A 17,698-nucleotide genomic window follows, 5' to 3' on the forward strand; every position below is an offset into this window, starting at 1 on the left:
CCTTTCAATCTTTAAACCGTTCCATCCAGGGCTTTGCAGAATCCGGCAACCTGAAACCTAAGCCGGGCTGCGCAAGCTCATTGGCAACCCCTACATTGATGGCGCGTATCACGCGGGCCACCTGTGCCGGGTCCAGTTCTGGCCATGCCCGCAAAATCCGCGCTTCCAGATCGGTCGTATCCTGCACGACCAGCCGCCCCAATCCGACCATGGAAACGATCACGCGCGGGCCGTTTTGGGTCGGAGTGCGCGCCATATATCTAGCGCTGTCCACCGCGTGCTGGACTTCCTGCGGCAGCATGATGGGCGCCGATTTTTTAACCAGTTTTGGCGATTTCTTCCGACCGGTCAGGCGCGCCATCTTTTTGAGATAGGCATGAATTCCGCCGCTCATGCCTGCACCGTCCAGAAACGCGTCGTATCCGGCAGCAGCGACTGAAGGGCAGCCCATGCCGTCACGGCCAGCGAACCGTCGATGTTGGTACGGTCCACGATCACGTCCACGTCGCTGCGAATCATCACGGCCGAACGTGCAAACGAACCCACGATGGTGGCAGCCATATCGGGCGTCAGTTCGGCAGCAATGCCAGCAGCGCGCAACACGCCGTTGTTGTCGATTGCGGCGCCGTGGCCAGCCGTACCGACCAGTGCCCGCAGCTCCCTCATGCGAACACCTGCGGCGGCAGCGTCAGCCAGGCTAAACGCGGCGGGATTCGCTGCGATGATTGCGCCCGTCAGTACGGCATCCGTCGTGCGCGCCAGGCCTTGAGCAATGGCGTGCATGATCGAGTCTTCAATCGACGGGTAGCCTTTCAGGGTGGCCCGGCTGAACTCGAACCGCAGGCCATAAATGGCCGTATTGGTTTGCGGGCCGCCTGCTGCGTCCAGATGAATGGCAGCGCGCTTGATCGGCAGCGGCGTGGCGGCCACTTCCGAGCCGTCCGCAACAAGGGCAAACGGCGCAGCTTCGAACGTTTCGAAGTAAGCCTGTTTGCTCATCATCACTACGTCGCCCAATACGCCTGTCGAAACGGCTTCGGTGGGGTCTTTGTAAATAATGATTTCGGCGCCAGCCTGTGCCACCAGCGACTGGCGCACGATTGCTGCGTCGATGCGCAGGTTTTCCACTGCGGGCCTGCCGTTCGGCGGGCGCTTCAGCGTGCCATCTGCGGCCTGAATTTTCGGCAGCTCGTCACTGTTCAGGTCGATAGTGCCGCGCACGGACGGGCTGCCCGGAATGACGGCGCGCACGTCGCCATTCTGGTTAAACAACGGCTTATCGCCTGGCGCGTTGCGGGCAAAGTCGAAAAGGTCTGAAAGCTTGTTTTGTGTGGGCATTTTTGGTTTAACAAATGAGTAGGAATCCGAACAAGTGCGCGTTCATCTGCATTATTCAGACTTCTGCGCACTAACTACACATGGGGGTTTTGCTTGCGCCTACCGCAATGCCTGTCGGGAATCGCAGAAGTAAAGCGCTGCATCTAGAGCAGAATTGAAATCGCTGCGAGTGAAGCCGTTGCGCTCGAATACTGCAATGAAGGCGCGAACGTCATCGTCTTCAAGATCATCCCCGATGGAATCCAGCCAGCCCAGCACGACAGTGGCGGTAACAGGCAACGATGCATTTTGGCCAGCGGTGATTTGTTGGCCGATTGCGAGGTTGAGAAGCCATACACAATCATGTTTCCCGTCAGCCAGGCTGGGAAGCATGCCATTGCGTGCATACAACTCAACGTTTTGCGCGGGGATGCCAAACAGCATGGCCATCCTTTCTGCCGTACAAGCATATGCGGGGCTGTGGTCGTTCATCGCGTGGTTTGTAGCGTCGTGCATCGTGGCGGTCCTTGTTGGTTAAAGTGCGTCGGGAACTACTTCTGGAAAGTCGCTTTCGGCTGTCGAATCAAAATGTTCGTATATCGAACATAGTCGTAGCGTGAGGTTTTAGAACCCTCTCAGAAATTTATTCAGGCGGTGCCTTGGACCCCGTGCCGTCACCCCCTCAGGAAGGACCCATGTAGGGGGGAGGGTCTAGGCGGCGCGCTGTCGCTTCAATGCACCGGCTATGCTGTTACGCCGCGTCGAGTCAGCGCGTACGCAAAGCCGTTGCCTTCGGTCGGCGCAATGCTGCGCGGCCTGACAATCCCATCTGCGCGGCGGTCCCATGCGCTCAATCCGTTGGCGAAGGCCTCCGCAGCCACGATGCATCCGCATGTCATCCAGGCGGAGACGTCACCGCGTTCAACCTCACGCAGCATTTGCATGTGCCGCCTGCCCAGCGCATCACGAGCAGCCAAATATTTCTTCGTGACATCAGGCGTTTGCATCGTCGCTCCCCACCGCAGCGCGATATTGAAGAGCAGTTTCTCCGATAATCCGACGCACCACACGGCGCAACTCATTCGCGGAGTCGGTATTCAGTCCGACCGTTACGGTTGCAATCCCCATCGCGTGAATCCGGCTAACCAGAACGTGTTCCATTTCACCGGCTACCTGCTGCGTTAAGGCAGCCAGAACCACGTCGCTAAGTCTTTCTGACATTTGAAGTACTCTAGACATTAATTGATGACGCGAATACTAAGATGGCGCGCAATTGCCTGCAACGTTGATTAATGGAAACAAAGCCGCGTGCTGAATTCGTAACTAGTTGAATTTGATGAGTAAATTCTCAAATTTGTTTTCTTATGGAAACATTTTCTAGACGTCATTGTATTTTTCTATCTTATGTAATTCTCGATTTTAATGCGTTTAAACGCATTCTTTGGATTGGCACGTTACCGCGTATCCGCCTTGGGGAATTGGGTGGTTACGCCGCAATGCTTGCTGGTATTGGTCTGCGCGAAGTGTTGCCACTGTTACCGCAAAAACAATCAATCTGATCTTCTACCCCTACTTACTCAAGTTTGATTTTTCTTTGATTTGAGGTGGTAACAGAGGTAACGAGGTAACAGCCTATATACGGCACGGGTTTCCGCGTTACCACCTCGCCGCGAAGCCGGTAACAAGCTGGGAACAAAAAAACCCGCCGAAGCGGGTATAGGTCAAAAAGGTGTGGCGGTTTCGGGTGCGACTCTAAGCCACGATTTGACAAGTCGGCTTCCCTTTCGGGTGGTTCTGCGCTCCCACCCCAGCGCGCGAAGAATTTTTCCCGCGCGCATTTGCTCGGCCTTTCCCTGCTTGGCGATTTCCAGCGCGATGGCGTCGCGCAGCAGATCGGACACGACAATTTCTCTGCGTCCCAAGCAGTAATCGGAGATTGCCGGTTCCCAAGCGTCATCCTCGCGCCGTTCTTCGGCTTGCTCGCGGTGCGCCTGCTCGGGTACTTCCCACCAAGTCGCCCGGTCCGTGTAGCGCTCCACGGCTTCTGCGAATAGCTGTTCGCGGTTACGCGCGAGCCATTCGATGTCGATCTTGCCGACAGCTACCGGCCAGAATCGACGCGCGCCCGTTGCGTCGCGCAGATAGTCGCTTTCGTTCGTCGTGCCTGCGAATACGGTTCGCCTGGGAGCGTCGATGGAATGCTTGGCATATGGCGGCCGGAATCTATCAGTTTGTGAGCTAAGGACCTGCTTGATGCGCGTAATATCCGACTTTCGAAACGCGTCCAGTTCGGCAATCTCAACCAGCCATTTGCCTTGGATGGACACGAAGAAATCTTTGCTGTCTAGGGAGTCGGTAAGCTCCGCGTAGAACGGGCCGCCCAGCGTCGCTAGCAGTGTCGATTTGCCTTTGCCCTGGCTGCCTTCGAACACGGGCATAGTGTCCACCTTGCAACCCGGCGCGATGCCGCGAGCAACCATAGAGATGAGGAAGTTTCGTGCGACGGCGTTATGGTATTCGTCGTGCCGCGCACCGGCCGCCTGCGTCAGCCATGAATCCAAACGCGGCACAGCATCCCAGCGAAGCGATCTCAGCCAGGCGTGCAATTCGTCGCGTTGGTGCTTCATCGCCAGGACCATCACAGCCTGTTCCACCATATCGGGCGTGAATTTCACCAACCCCATTTCGCCTTGCAGCACATCCGCGATTGCGATGCGGTCCACGTCGGTCCAGCGTCGCGGCTTCTCGCAATCCCATGTCGTAAAAACTTGTTGGTGAAACGTATCGTTCCAGAAGCGGCCGGTGAAGCGCGGATGCCTTTCCAGTACCTCACGGACGTTAGAGACGGTTCCAATCGGTTCGCCGCGTCCGTTCGGATGCACGTTGACCCCAGCGGCAGCGAGGCGCTGAAACGCCAGCCACGGATTGGTCACGACTGCGCCCGTTACTGCCTTATCGGTCATGCGCGCTCCCGCTTCGGGGTCCAGCCCATTTCGGCTAGTGTTTCGCGGGCAGCCTGGATAAACGCTTCCGGGCGACGCGGGGCCGACCTAGCGATTTTCAGAAACATATCGCCAGCTTCATCCAGGGAATAGCCTTTTCGCATTTCCCGCGTCGTGAATCGAACAACGTTCTCTCGCGCATCATCGCGGATAGCTGCTTCCAGCGCTTGTCGTCGCGCTTGTGTCGCAGCAGCCCACGCTTTAAAATTTTCGACGGTAGCTTGCTTTTCTTGAGGGAGTGCCATGGTCGTGGTGCTCCCTTTTTTATCGACCACGGGCGGCCGCGATACGCTGATCGAGCCAATCATTCACTTCCTGTTCGACCCACCCGGCGTAGCGTGGCGCCAATCGAATAGACGCTGGAAATTCACCGCGCCGGATCATTTGATAGATGAACGGCTTTGATAGGCCGGTCCGATCAAGCACGGTGGCAATGCGGATAATCTTCGTCGGTTGCTGGTGTGTTTGCATCGTGTGTACCCGAAGTTTCGTTGGTGTGTGTCGGATTTTGAAGACCGATGCAGACATTCTCCACGTGGGGGTTTTTGCATTCCACATGAGGGTTTCTCAGCCCGCACATGGATACAAAAAAGCCCGTTTAAACGGGCTTAGTACTGGGCGTTAGGCTTGGCGTTGAATCGGTATCACGTTGCCGTCTTGGCGTTTCTTCGCACAGTATGCGGCCCAAGCTTCCATCATCTTTCCGCGCTTCGCGAGCAAATCGCCTCGCTGGTAGGCTGCCTCGACCTCGCTGCGAACGGCATGGGCGAGAGCCTTTTCCGCCAGTTCGCGCGGGAAGTTGGTGCATTCGGCGGCCCAATCGCGGAACGTCGAGCGGAACCCATGCACGGTTAGGTTCTGGCGCTCCATGCGTTTCAACACCGCCAGCAAGGTCATGTTAGAAAGGCCGGTCCCTTCACGCATACCGGGAAACACGAAGTCGCCATGGCGCGCCGCTTGCATCTCCTTCAAGATCGCAACAGCGCGCTTGCTTAGCGGCACGCGGTGTTCCTTCTTCATCTTCATGCGCTCCGCTGGAACAGTCCACAGTTTGGCATCTAGGTCGATCTCGCTCCACTGTGCGCCGATAATTTCAGCCGTTCGGGATGCGTTGAGAATGCAGAATTCCAGCGCGCGAGCCGCCACACCCTGCATGCCGCGAAGATCGTCCATGAACGTGCCAATGTCGCCATAGGGCAGCGCCGCGTGATGTTCGCCTTTCTGCACCGCGCTTGGCTTTGCGAGCAGAGTGTCTAGATGGCCCTTCCATCGAGCCGGGTTTTCTCCACTACGCAGGCCGCGAGTAGTCGCCCATGCCAGCACTTTTTCTAGTCTGCCGCGAACGCGAGAAGCCGTTTCGTTCTTTGTCGTCCAGATCGGCTCTAGCACTCGCGTGATGTCGTGCGTGTCAACCAGGGCAATGTCCTTCTTGCCAATAAACGGGGCTGCATACGTTGCCAGTGTGTTGGTCCATTGTTCCGCGTGCTTTTCGTTCTTCCATCCGTGTCGGTGCGCCTCAATGTAAGCGTCCGAACACTCCGTGAAAGTCATTTTCGCCGCGATCTTGGCACGCTCTGACTGGCGCATGGCCAACGGATCATCGCCATTCCCCAACGCCCGCCGCATCCCCTCTGCTTTTTCCCTGGCTGATTCCAGCGAGACATTCAGATAAGCCCCCAGCCCGATTTCGTGCGACTTCTTGTTCCTGGCGTATCGAAAGATCCAGGATTTCGAGCCACTAGGACTGACCTGCAAATACAGGCCTCCGCCGTCGCTATAGTAGCCAGGTGTTTTTTCCTGTCGAACCTTGGTTGCCGACAGCTTCTTAATTGGTCGCGCCATTGTTCCGCCTCGTTGAGCTACCCACGTTTCTACCCACACTTGTTGAGCAGATGGTACCACACTGACGCAAACTCAAGCACACCAAAAAGCCTTACCGGGCGGTGGTTTCAGGCCGACATAAAGACTCTTGCAAACTCATGGATACTCGTCGTATGCGGACCCTCTCTCCCCAGGAAACCAATTAAGCCCATGATTTTTCGTGGGCTTTTTTGCGTCAAATCCAATTCCCACGCTACGACCCGCACTCTGCTGCCGATCGTTCGATCCGCTCATTGTGACTGCCACGTGATAACCGGCGATGCCGGCTGCTCGGACGATCCTCGCACGCTCACAGTAGAAAACGCGGCGGCAAGATTGCCGCTGCACGCAACGTTTTCGTCTGTCCCGATGAAGCGCACCGCCTGCCCCCTCCGGTCGCGCGAAGACGTATACGGACTACATTGCCGCTGCTCCTCTTTAAACAGGCCCGCAGCCCTCACCGACGCTCCTCCACGCTTCCCCTCGCCACCTCAAATCGACGCACGCCCCAACCACTCACGCACATAAAGAGAATGCGACACCCGCACCGCCGAAGGCTCACGAGATTTCGGTGTCCCAACGAAAATAAATCCCAGCACGCGCTCGGACGGCTCAAAGTCGAGCGCGGCCCGCAGATTCGGATCGTAGGCGTCGGCGCCCGTCGCCCAGAAGCCGCCGTAGCCGAGCGCGTGAATCGCGTTGAGCATATTCATCGCGGCCGCGCCGACCGACAGCAGTTGCTCCGTTTCCGGCACATGCGAGTCCGCGCAAGGCGCCGCGGCGATCACGATGATAAGCGGCGCCGTGTACGCAAGCTGCCGCCGATGCTCCAACTCCGCGCGAGGCTTCGCAGGCTCGCGACGCGCCGCGACATCGACGAGCACATCGCCAAACTCGGCCCGCGCGTCGTCGCGTATCAGTGCAAAGCGCCACGGACGCAGCGAGCCATGATCCGGCGCTCGCATCGCGGCATCGAAGATGAGACCCAGCTCCGTCTCGCTGGGCCTTGGCTCGGCGAGCGGCCAGTGCGACTGACGCGAGAGCAGGGTGTCGAAAAAAGCGTGCCGCGCCCGTGACGCGGTGTCGTCCACGTTGCCGCTTTGCGAGTTGTCCATGACGAGTGCCTCGAGTTTCCAATCTCGCCGATGATGGCGACAAACGCATGACAATGCAAATGATTCTTATTTGCTTGTCTGATGAAACGTTTTGGCTTAAGCTCCTTTTCCGCAGCCGCACACGTTTGCGTGAGGCTGCGAGAACGGCGACCAAAAGCAGGACGTCGCCGGCCTTGACATTCACAGCGGCCGACGAGTAAATTTAAATGCAAATGATTCGCATTTAAATGCGAAACGGATAAGCCGTCGATCGAAGTGAAGCAGCAGTGCTTTGATGTTGAAGGCACAGAAGGGCAGCCGATGCCTTCACCCGATCAACCAGACGTACACAACTTCGTTCAGCAAGGAGCCGCGATGAGCTGGGGTGACGAAAACAGCAATTTCGTTGTCGTTGTAAATGATGAAGAACAGTATTCGATCTGGCCTGACTACAAGGCCATTCCCGCCGGCTGGCGCGAAGCGGGCAAGTCCGGCAGAAAGGACGAATGCCTGCAATGGATCGACGAAGTCTGGACGGATATGCGTCCGCTGAGCTTGCGCAAGGCGATGGCCGAGAGCGCAGCGGCCGACCGCGTGACCAACTCGTGATGCGCGAGCATTGAACCGATGAGCTCGCCGAATCGCATGCCGAATGTGCCTGAGATGCACGACGCGCCCACCACGCTGACGCTCGTCTGTCTCGCGCATGCCGGCGGCAGCGTGGCGCTGTATCGGGACTGGCAGCATCGGCTGCCATCGTTCGTGCAGGTGCGCACACTCGAGCTGCCGGGTCACGGCATGCGCCGCTCCGTAGCGCCGCATACCGAATGGCCAGCGCTCGTCGCGCAACTCGCGGACGAACTGCTCGCGCTCGTCGATGGCGGCGCTCCATTCGCGTTGTTCGGCCACAGCATGGGTTCGCTCGTCGGACTGGAACTCATGCATGCGCTGCGCGAGCGGGGCAAGCCGGCGCCCGTCTGGTTCGGTGCATCGGCAACCATCTCGCCGGCGCGCCGCAAACACGAAACGCATTGGCTCGATTGTTCGCATGACGAAATGATTGCATGCCTGCGCGAGCGCGGCGGCACGCCGGCCGAACTGCTCGACGACGCGGATTTCGTCGACTTCATGTTGCCGCTGCTGCGCGCCGATTTTCATTTGTGCGGCACGCATCCGACGCGTATGACGACGCATACGATGGCGCACGCCGGCACGTCGGCTGGCGGCGCGGCGCTGGACTGTCCGATCGACGTATTCGTCGGCCGCGACGATCCCGCCACGGCCAACAGCACAGACGTCGATGCGTGGGCACAACAGACGCGCGGCCCATGCCAGGTGCACTGGTTCGACGGCGGGCATTTTTTCATCGACACGGCGCGCGACGTGGTACTTGCAGCGGTCGCCGAGTCGCTCGCGCAACGAATGCAAGAAGCGCAAGGAACACACCAGCCGCAAACCGCACAAACGCCGCAGCCCGCCAACACGACGACGCAACCGTTGCACCGGGCCCTCGCGTGACTCGCTCGCGCGAAACGCCCAGCAACCAACACTCGCAGTTTGAGGCAACCCGGATAAGGACCGAATGACCATGAGCCAGGCTTCGCTGCCGATCTTCGATTTCTCGCCGTTCGTTGGCCACAGCGAGCGCTACGTCGCGCTCATCAAGCAGTTCGCGGCGGCGCAGCCGTTTCGCAGCGCGACGGTCGACGAGTTGCTGCTCGACGACGATTTCCATCGCCGCCCGTTGCGTCCCGAGGACTTCGAGTTCCTCAAGTTCATGAAGCCGGTGCGCGAGCACAACGTGAGCCGTCTTCCGGCGCTCGCGTCCGGGCGCACGCTGATGTCGATCTATGAGCTCGATCTCGCGCGTCCGCCGCTGAGCGCGGAGCCTGCCGACTGGCAACGCTTCACCGATTTCTATAGCGAAGACAAACGCGAACTGGGCGCGCAGATCGCGCCGTTTCTCGAAGCGTACGCATTCGAATACCTGACGAAAGACGTCAACACGAGCGAAGATATCGGCGCTGCGAGCGCGCGCATCACGCGCATTGTCGACGACGAGCTTGCGTTCTGGAGCGACACCTTCGCGCGGCTCATGCGCAACGACTACCTCGAAGAAGGGCTGCGCTTCATCATGGTTCAGCGCTGGGCGCTCGCGGTCTCCAAGCGCCGCGCGCTCGCGCGCGCCGGCGCAAGCGGCTTCTTCGACATGCTCCCGCCCGACGAGCGGCCCAGCCTTCATCGCGAAACGCCTGACGACGCGCTGTTCGAACGCGTCGCGTCGGCGAGCGGCGTGACGCGTCGACAGCACGCGTACTGGCAGTTCTATCTGCCGACCAGCACCGCGAAATGCAACCTGTTGTACGCGCTCGCGCGTCGGCCGGATCGCGCGTTCGGACTGATCGGCGCGGCATTCGCGGCCGAAGCCGAATGGCTCGCCTTCGGTCTCGCGCTCGAACGCGCCTGCGCGCACTTGCAGCCGGCTGGCCGAAATCATACGGATGCCGAAGCATTGAAAAGCGCGCTCGAACAGCGCTGCGCGCGAGCATTGCGGCGCGTGGCCGATAATTTCGGTGCGGCGGCGCGTGCGCAGTATGTGCAAGGCATCGTCGCGGGCGAGCGGCTTGCCGCACGTGGTCGCTGGGATCTCGGCGAGCAGTTGCGCTGGCTTGCATCGATTCGCGAGTACGTTGCGTTCGCGCATCGCATCAGCGCGCGCATCGACACCGAGTGCCCGGGCATCGACCGCGAGACGTTCGTCGAACCGCACGAAATGTGTTCGACGACGCACGTGCACAACGATCATCGCCTCGTCACGATCGAGGAGGGCGACATGCTCTTCTGGGGCAACGTCGGCATGCAGCACGCAATGCACAAAGGCGACATGGTGCTGATTCCCGATGGACGTCTGCATGGCTCGACGGTGGTGTCGAACGAATGCACGTATCACCAGCCGATCATTCCCGATGCGTGGATCGAGGCCCTCGTCGCCGAACTCGACGAACCGGCGACGGCCACGACGTAAGCGAATACAAACAAGAAGAAAACCGCAGCACCATGCAGGCGCCCACGGCGAAGATCGACAACAGAGGTGCCTCTTCCCCACGACAGTATCGACGTCCCGGCCACGCGGTCCGGGATGCCTCGCGCGCTCGGCGCGCACAACAGTGGGTCAGGAAGAGAGAGCGAACGATGCAAGCAGGCAACAGTGCTGTCGGAGAGGCCGATCGATTCGAGGTCAGCGACTGGAAGAGCCGGATCATTGCCGGCAGAGCGACGGGCGCCGCGGTGTCCGCGCCCGCGTGGCTGGACGCTTCATATGCGACGCTGCGCGAGCAGGTCCTCGATCCGGCGTATCCGTGCTTTTTCGGCACGATGGCGGAGCGGCGCGGCGAGATGTTCTATTCGTTCGTGAACGGCCGCGATCTGCGCGATCTGCCCGCGACGATGCAAACTTTCGCGGAGCTCGCGGTGCGGCCGGAGTACAGGAGAAATAACATCGCGGTATTCTTCGAGCCAGACCCGGAGCCGCTTTCGCACGATGCATATCGAACGCTTTTCTGGGGCATTCTGCAGCGGTTGCACGACATCGACCCGGACCCGGCGGCAGACCAGCAGCCGGACCCGATGGATGAAGCGTGGGAGTTTTCATATGCGGGTGTGCAGATGTTCGTGGTGTGCGCGTGTCCGTCGTTTCGCGCGCGCCATAGCCGTAATTTAGGTCCTGGAATGGTGCTGCTGTTCCAGCCGCGTTCGGTATTTGTCGATACCATCACGAACAAGGTGATTGGCCGTGAGGCACGCAATCAGGTGCGCAAGCGTCTGGAAACATGGGACGACATTCCCGCGCATCCCGATCTCGGCTTTTACGGCGATCCGGGCAACCTCGAATGGAAGCAGTACTTTCTGGACGACGCAAACGCGCCCATCGAGGAGCGCTGTCCGTTTTTGAAGCGCCGCGCGCAGGCCGCGGCACATTCGGCGCAGGCGCGCCGTCATGTGCCCGCGCACGGCGCGCGTAACGAACACGAAAAAGCCTTCGCGCATCGGGACGATGCGCGGGGCGCCGATAACTGACGCGGCCCCTTGCATTGACGCCGCGACGAAAGGAGCTTCATGTCCGTACTTTTGCAACTGGTCAGCAAATCGCGCTGGATGATCGCCGTCGCGCTGATCGCGAGCGTGCTCGGCGGCCTCGGCAATGCCGCGCTGCTCGCCCTCATCAACCAGGCGCTGGTCGCGACGCCCGATGGCCTCGCGCGGCTCGGCTTGCAGTTTCTCGCGGTGGGCCTCGGCGTGCTCGCGATGCGCGCGCTCGCGCAGTCGCTCTTCATGTGGCTCGGTCAGCAGGCGAAGGCGACGCTGCGCATGCGTACGATTCGTCGCATCGGCGACGCCGCGTTTGCGCATCTGGAAAAGCAGGGCGCGGCGAAATCGCTCGCGGTGCTCACGCAGGACCTCGATACCATCGTCGTGTTTTTCGTGAGCCTGCCTTCGCTCGCGATGCAAAGCGCGGTGATCGTCGGCTGCCTTGCGTATCTCGGCTATATGTCGTGGCCGATTCTCATCGTCGCGATCGTGACGATCGTGCTCGGCATGACGGGTTTTCGCTACGCGCATAGCCGCGCGATGTTTCATCTGCGCGCGTCGCGCAAGCGCGAGGACGATCTGGTCAAGCACTTCCGCGCGCTCTTTGACGGCGCGAAGGAACTGAAGCTGCATCGCGCCCGCAAGCACGCGTTCGTCGAAGACACGCTCGCGAGCAACGTCGAAGCGGTGCGCGTGCAGCGCACGCGCGGCTACATGTTGTACGCGGCGGCGTCGAGCTGGGGCAACTTCATTCTGTTCGCGTTCATCGGCCTGACGCTCTTCGTGTTCGCGCGCTACATCCGCGTCGATCCGCATGTGATGTCGGGCTACGCGATCGTGTTCGTCTACATGATCATGCCGATCGAAGCCGTCCTCGCCGCGATGCCGAGCCTGAGTTCGGCGCGCGTCGCACTGGAACGCATCGAGCAGGTCAATGCCGAACTGCCGCGCGAGGTGATGCTCGAGCCGTCTGTCGCGGCATCGTTCGAAAGCATTGCGCTCGACGGCGCCACGCATCGCTACTTCCGGGAAAAAGAAAACGAGGTGTTCACGCTGGGACCGATCGACCTCACGTTCCGTCCGGGCGAACTCGTGTATCTGATCGGCGGCAACGGCAGCGGCAAGACGACGCTCGCGAAAATGCTGGTCGGACTTTATGTGCCGGAAAGCGGCAGCGTGCTGCTGAACGGCGAGCCCGTCGACGAAGCGCGGCGCGACGCCTACCGTCAACATTTCTCGGTCGTATTCAGCGACTTCTTTCTGTTCGACACGCTGCTCGGCATGCACGCCGACGGACTCGATGCGCTCGCGCAACAACTGCTCGCCGATCTGCAACTGGATCACAAGGTCAGCGTGAAGGACGGCAAGTTCTCGACGCTCGATCTGTCGCAAGGGCAGCGCAAGCGGCTCGCGCTCGTCGTCGCGTATCTGGAAGACCGGCCGTTCTATGTGTTCGACGAATGGGCCGCGGACCAGGACCCGCTTTTCAAGGACGTCTTCTACAAGCGCCTGCTGCCGGAACTGAAGGCCAAGGGCAAGACCGTGCTCGTCATCACGCACGACGACCGTTACTTCCATCTCGCCGAGCGCTTTATCAAGCTCGATTTCGGCCAGATCGTCGAAGACGGCTCGGGCGCCGCGCATGCCGCGAGTCTCGCGTCCGCTTATCACTGATCAGGATTCACCGCTCATGAATGCCAATCCGTCCGTTATTTCCGCGTCCGCGCAGCTCGCGCATGGCGAGCCGATGTACGAACTCGACGGCGTGTCGTTTCGCATCGGCGAACGCGTGCTGTTGCATCCGCTTGCGCTCACGCTGCCGAAGGGCCGCGTGTGCGGTCTGATCGGCCACAACGGCTCGGGCAAATCGACGCTGCTGAAGCTGCTCGCGCGTCAACAGTCGCCGAGTGCGGGCACGCTGCGTTTCGCGGGCCGTCCGTTGCGCGAGTGGGAGAACCGCGAGTTCGCGCGCCAGGTGGCGTATTTGCCGCAGCAGCAGCCCGCGGCGAGCGGCATGACGGTGCGCGAACTCGTCGCGCTCGGCCGCTATCCGTGGCACGGCGCGCTTGGCCGCTTTACCGGCGTCGACGGCGAGAAGGTTCATGAGGCGATGGAGTTGACGGACATCACGCGTTTCGCGGACCGTGCAGTGGACAGTCTGTCGGGCGGCGAACGGCAACGCGCGTGGATCGCGATGCTGGTCGCGCAGGACAGCCAGTGCCTGCTGCTCGACGAGCCGATCTCGGCGCTCGACATCGCGCATCAACTGGAAGTGCTCGACCTCGTGCGTACGCTGAGTCAGCAGCGCGGTCTCGGCGTGGTCGTCGTGTTGCACGACGTCAACATGGCAGCGCGTTTCTGCGACGACCTGATCGCGCTGAAGGGCGGCCGCCTGCTTGCGAGCGGCAGCGCGCACGAGCTGATCGAAGAAGAGATGCTTGGCGCAATTTACGGCGTGCCGATGGGCACGGTTGCGCATCCGCGCGGCGGCACGCCAATCAGTTTCGCGTATTGATCGTCATGTGCCGGGCCGCGTTTGCATCGCTGTGATGCACCGTAACCGGCACCGCATGACCCGCATCACATAACGGCGTTCCCAAGAGACGCCTTGCTCCCCGCAATGACTACGAAATTGACGCCCGCCGTCGCAACGCATGCGACGGCGGCGATCGCTGTGCGCCGCGCGATGCGGTCCAGCGCGACGACGGCCGCGCGGCGCGCGGCAAATCTCGGGAGGCGAGGATGTCTGTTATCAATACGCCGCGCCACGATGGCGCGGACAAGCACGCGGCGAATTGCGCTGCTCACGAACACGCGGTAAGCAATACGGCGGCATTCGATGACGCGCCGTTCCAGACCGCGGCGGCTCCCGCGAACGACCTTGTCTCGGTGATGAAGCTGCATGTTGCCGAGCGCCCCGATCAACTGGCAGTGCGCTTTCTCGTCGACGGCGACACCGACGCGCACGAGCTCACCTACGCAGCGCTCGATGCGCGCGCCCGGCGTCTTGCCGCGGTCCTTCGCCAACATGGTGCGCCGAACGACCGCGTGCTGCTGATGCTGCCGAGCGGGCTCGATTACGTCGTGTCGTTCTTCGCCTGCCAGTATGCGGGAATGATCGCGGTTCCCGCGTATCCGGCCGAAGCGCTGCAAAGCGGACATATCGAACGGCTGCGGCGCATGTCGGGTGACTGCATGGCGCGCATCGCGGTGGTCGAGCGCGCATCGCAGGCGTCGCTTGCAGCGTTGAATCACGAGCCGGGCTTGAACGGCGCGACGCTCGTGTCGCCGGACGAAAGCAGCGACGACGGCTTTCGCATCGAGCGCGCCGAACCCGATGCGGTCGCGTTCCTGCAATACACGTCCGGTTCGACCGCGTCGCCGAAAGGCGTCATCGTTAGTCATGCCAACTTATGTGCGAACGTGAGCGCGATGTCGCGCGGCATGGGTTGCCGCGCCGGCGACCGCATGTTCTCGTGGCTGCCGCTTTATCACGACATGGGACTGATCGGCAGCGTGCTGATGCCGGTGCTGTGCGGCTTCCAGGTCACGCTGATTTCGCCGCTGCATTTTCTGGAGCGGCCGGCGCGCTGGCTCGCCGGTATCGCACGAGAACGCGCGACCGTCACGGGCGGTCCCGACTTCGCGTATCGACTCTGCACGGACCGCGTGCGCGATGCGCAGCTTGCGGGACTCGATCTGTCGTCGCTGCGTGTGGCGTTCTGCGGCTCGGAGCCGATTCGCCAGACGACGCTCGACGGTTTCGCCGCGCGCTTCAGCGCGCACGGTCTCGATCCACGCGCGATGTACGCCTGTTATGGGCTCGCTGAGGCAACGCTGTTTCTGACCGGCGTTGAGGTCGGCACAGGTTCGCCCGAGACGCGCTTTTCGGCATCGGCGCTCGCGCAGCCGTCGCCGATTGCGCGCGCCGTCGCTTCGAACAACGAGAGGGATGACGACAGCAAGGCCGTCGTCGGTTGCGGCGTGACGGCGTTCGGTCACGAGCTTGCAATCGTCGACCCGCGCACAGGCGAGCGCTTGCCGGAACGGCATATCGGCGAGATATGGTGCGGCGGCCCGAGCATCACGCACGGTTACTGGCAAAACCCGGAGGCCACAGCCGCTGTGTTTCTCGACGACGCGCCCGGTTTCCGCGGACGCTGGCTGCGCACCGGCGACCTGGGTTTCGTCGACGGCGGTCAGTTGTTTTTTTGCGGACGGCGCAAGGACATGATCGTGCTGCGCGGCGAGAACGTGTATCCGCAGGATCTCGAAACAATGCTCGCGGATCGCGTCGAGTGGCTGCGCCGTGGGCGCATCACCGCGTTTCCGGTTGAAGGAGCGGATGGCGCCGAAGCGATCGGCGTCGCGGCGGAAGTACCGCGTGGCAGAACGCGGCAGGTGTCGCCGGAGACGATTTTCGATGCGATCGCGGCCGCGCTCGGTGACGCATTTCAGTACGAAGCCGCGTTGATTCTACTGCTCGAACCCGGCGATCTGCCGCGTACTTCGAGCGGGAAACTGCAGCGCAGCGCGTGCGTTGCAGCATGGCAAAGCGGTGCGTTGGTGCCGTTTGCGGTACGTGATGCGAAAATTGCGCCGACGCAAGGTGCCGGGACGGATGCACTCGCTTCAAACACGAAGGACGGTGCATTAACGCCGACCGCGGAAGTTATCGCCCGCGTGTGGAGCGAGGTGCTCGACGTGCCGACACCTTGCGCATCGGATGATTTCTTCGCGCTCGGCGGGCGGTCGCTGCTGGCCGCGAAGGTTGCGTCGCGGTTGCGCGCGCAGTTCGGGCACGAAGTGCCGGTTGGCCTGTTGTTTAGCCATCCGAAGCTTTGTGTTCTGGCGGATGCGCTAGATAAGCGCTGGGCCGCCCCGTCGCAGGACACATCAACGGTTGCCGCTCTCACGCGCCGCGCTGAAGGCGAGCGCGGCGAGGCGCCGCTCTCGTTGCCGCAGGAACGTCTATGGGTATTGTGGCAATTCGACCCGGATAGTCCCGCGTACAACATTTCGGCCGCACTCGCGATGGGCGGTCCGCTCGACGGCGACGCCGTCCAAAGCGCGCTCGATGCGCTGGTGCATTGTCATGAGATGTTGCGCACGCGTTTTGACGATAGCGGCGACGCGCCGCGTCAACTGATTGCGCCCGTAGAAGACCTGGCGGCTGTTCGCAACGCATGGCATTGGGAAACCGTCGACGCACGCAACCTAACCGACGACGCCTTCAACGCGCAATTGCGCCGCCTTGCCCGCGAGCCGTTCGATCTGACGCGCGGTCCGTTGTTTCGCGCGACGCTGTTCATCCGCGACGATGAGCGACATGTACTGCATTTCGTCATGCATCACATCGTCGGGGACGGTTGGTCGATCAATGTGCTGCTGCGCGATTTCGCTGCTTGTTATCGCGCGGCGCAGCAGGGCGCGGAGCAGGCACTAAACGCGCTGCCTGCGTTAGCGATCCAATACGCCGATTACGCCGCGTGGCAGCGCGAGCGTTTCGCGATCCACGGCGGCGCGCAACTCGACGCGCAGCTTGACTACTGGCGCGGCCGTCTCGCGGGCTATGACACTTTGCTCGATCTGCCGACCCTGCACGAACGCGGCCGTCCTTATGAGCCTCGCGCCGCGCGCGTCGGCGCACACATTCCGGCTGCGCTTGCGAGCCGTCTCGAGTCGCTTGCGCGCGCGGAAAACGCCACGTTGTTCATGGTGCTGCTCGCCGCGTTTGCCGCGCTGCTCTCGCGCTACAGCGGCGCGCAGGACGTGGCGATCGCGGTGCCCGTCGCCGGCCGCGACCGGCTGGAAACGGAGCCGCTGATCGGCTTCTTCGTCAACACGCTCGCGATGCGCGCGTCGGTGAAGGGCGCGAAGCCGTTCGCCACATTGCTGCGCGAAGTGCGCGACGACAGCATCGACGCGCAGGCGAATGCCGACGTGCCGTTCGAGCGCGTCGTGGCCGCGTTGCACTCGGGGCGCCGCGCGGGCGGCAGTCCGCTCGCGCAGATCAAGTTCGTGCTGCACGACGAGTTCGACACCGCGCTCGACCTCGATGGCGTGCATTGCGCGTTGATCGATGCGGACGCAAGCGACGCGCGCTTCGAACTCGCGCTCGACGTGCTGCGCGAGGGCGACCACGGACTGCGCTGCGTGTTCGCGTACGCGGCCGAGCTTTACGACGATGCGTTCGTCGCGCAGTTCGCGCGGCACTACGTCTCGCTGCTCGAACAGGTCGTGGACACGCCGCGTTGCGCGATCGGCGAATTGCGTCTTGATGACGAAGAAGCGGCCAACAGCGCGTCGCCGGTTGCGGGCGCGTACGCGTTCTGA

At 61.5% G+C, this 17,698-nt stretch carries 17 protein-coding genes; 8 read left to right on the forward strand and 9 right to left on the reverse strand.

Annotation, left to right across the window (positions count from 1 at the left end):
* Positions 1-4: 4 nt before the first annotated feature.
* The 4 genes from ABIE53_RS08200 to ABIE53_RS08215 all read right to left on the reverse strand — a co-directional run bounded on the left by ABIE53_RS08200 (position 5) and on the right by ABIE53_RS08215 (position 2,324).
* Positions 5-394, reverse strand: a complete 390-nt coding sequence (locus tag ABIE53_RS08200; protein WP_107710867.1) for a hypothetical protein — start codon at positions 392-394, stop codon at positions 5-7.
* Positions 391-1,338 carry a hypothetical protein gene (locus ABIE53_RS08205; protein ID WP_107710866.1) on the reverse strand — a complete coding sequence of 316 codons (948 nt, stop codon included), beginning with the start codon at positions 1,336-1,338 and terminating at the stop codon, positions 391-393. Before ABIE53_RS08205 ends, ABIE53_RS08200 begins: the two co-directional genes overlap by 4 nt.
* 99 nt (positions 1,339-1,437) lie before the next feature.
* On the reverse strand, positions 1,438-1,833 hold the full coding sequence (locus ABIE53_RS08210; protein WP_107710865.1) for a hypothetical protein: 396 nt from the start codon (positions 1,831-1,833) through the stop codon (positions 1,438-1,440).
* A 227-nt stretch (positions 1,834-2,060) separates the two neighbouring features.
* Entirely contained in the window at positions 2,061-2,324 is a 264-nt protein-coding gene (locus ABIE53_RS08215; RefSeq protein WP_132384642.1) for a hypothetical protein, read from the reverse strand.
* Between the two features lie 25 nt (positions 2,325-2,349).
* On the opposite strand from ABIE53_RS08215, the gene ABIE53_RS08220 reads away from it, so the two are divergent.
* Positions 2,350-2,502, forward strand: coding sequence for a hypothetical protein (locus ABIE53_RS08220; protein WP_165919886.1), 153 nt, complete (start codon positions 2,350-2,352; stop codon positions 2,500-2,502).
* Positions 2,503-3,038: 536 nt separating this feature from the next.
* Here ABIE53_RS08220 and ABIE53_RS08225 read toward each other — a convergent pair.
* From ABIE53_RS08225 to ABIE53_RS08245, 5 genes are all read right to left on the reverse strand, one after another.
* Entirely contained in the window at positions 3,039-4,280 is a 1,242-nt protein-coding gene (locus tag ABIE53_RS08225; protein ID WP_107710863.1) for a virulence-associated E family protein, read from the reverse strand.
* Positions 4,277-4,627: a hypothetical protein gene (locus ABIE53_RS08230; protein ID WP_132384641.1), complete on the reverse strand. Its 351-nt coding sequence runs from the start codon at positions 4,625-4,627 to the stop codon at positions 4,277-4,279. Before ABIE53_RS08230 ends, ABIE53_RS08225 begins: the two co-directional genes overlap by 4 nt.
* Entirely contained in the window at positions 4,584-4,877 is a 294-nt protein-coding gene (locus tag ABIE53_RS08235; protein WP_376914965.1) for a helix-turn-helix transcriptional regulator, read from the reverse strand. The genes ABIE53_RS08230 and ABIE53_RS08235 overlap by 44 nt, the downstream gene beginning before the upstream one ends.
* Before the next feature lie 63 nt (positions 4,878-4,940).
* Positions 4,941-6,161, reverse strand: a complete 1,221-nt coding sequence (locus ABIE53_RS08240) for a tyrosine-type recombinase/integrase (RefSeq protein ID WP_107710861.1) — start codon at positions 6,159-6,161, stop codon at positions 4,941-4,943.
* Between the two features lie 509 nt (positions 6,162-6,670).
* On the reverse strand, positions 6,671-7,294 hold the full coding sequence (locus ABIE53_RS08245; RefSeq protein ID WP_107710860.1) for a nitroreductase family protein: 624 nt from the start codon (positions 7,292-7,294) through the stop codon (positions 6,671-6,673).
* 354 nt (positions 7,295-7,648) lie between these two features.
* On the opposite strand from ABIE53_RS08245, the gene ABIE53_RS08250 reads away from it, so the two are divergent.
* From ABIE53_RS08250 to ABIE53_RS08280, 7 genes are all read left to right on the forward strand, one after another.
* Positions 7,649-7,882, forward strand: coding sequence for an MbtH family protein (locus ABIE53_RS08250; RefSeq protein ID WP_107710859.1), 234 nt, complete (start codon positions 7,649-7,651; stop codon positions 7,880-7,882).
* Positions 7,883-7,900: 18 nt separating this feature from the next.
* Complete coding sequence (locus ABIE53_RS08255; protein ID WP_107710858.1) at positions 7,901-8,791, forward strand: thioesterase II family protein; 891 nt, start codon at positions 7,901-7,903, stop codon at positions 8,789-8,791.
* 70 nt (positions 8,792-8,861) lie between these two features.
* Positions 8,862-10,298 (forward strand): cupin domain-containing protein, encoded by a 1,437-nt coding sequence (locus tag ABIE53_RS08260; protein WP_107710857.1) that lies wholly within the window; start codon positions 8,862-8,864, stop codon positions 10,296-10,298.
* Positions 10,299-10,465: 167 nt separating this feature from the next.
* A complete protein-coding gene (locus ABIE53_RS08265) occupies positions 10,466-11,350 on the forward strand; it encodes a YqcI/YcgG family protein (protein WP_107710856.1) in 885 nt (294 codons plus the stop codon).
* Positions 11,351-11,389: 39 nt separating this feature from the next.
* On the forward strand, positions 11,390-13,036 hold the full coding sequence (locus ABIE53_RS08270) for a cyclic peptide export ABC transporter (RefSeq protein ID WP_192700565.1): 1,647 nt from the start codon (positions 11,390-11,392) through the stop codon (positions 13,034-13,036).
* Positions 13,037-13,052: 16 nt separating this feature from the next.
* Positions 13,053-13,877, forward strand: coding sequence for an ATP-binding cassette domain-containing protein (locus ABIE53_RS08275; RefSeq protein WP_029972050.1), 825 nt, complete (start codon positions 13,053-13,055; stop codon positions 13,875-13,877).
* Between the two features lie 227 nt (positions 13,878-14,104).
* On the forward strand, positions 14,105-17,698 hold the full coding sequence (locus ABIE53_RS08280; protein WP_107710854.1) for a condensation domain-containing protein: 3,594 nt from the start codon (positions 14,105-14,107) through the stop codon (positions 17,696-17,698).

This window comes from Paraburkholderia sp. OAS925 (assembly GCF_040543975.1).
Classification (GTDB): Bacteria; Pseudomonadota; Gammaproteobacteria; order Burkholderiales; family Burkholderiaceae; genus Paraburkholderia; species Paraburkholderia graminis.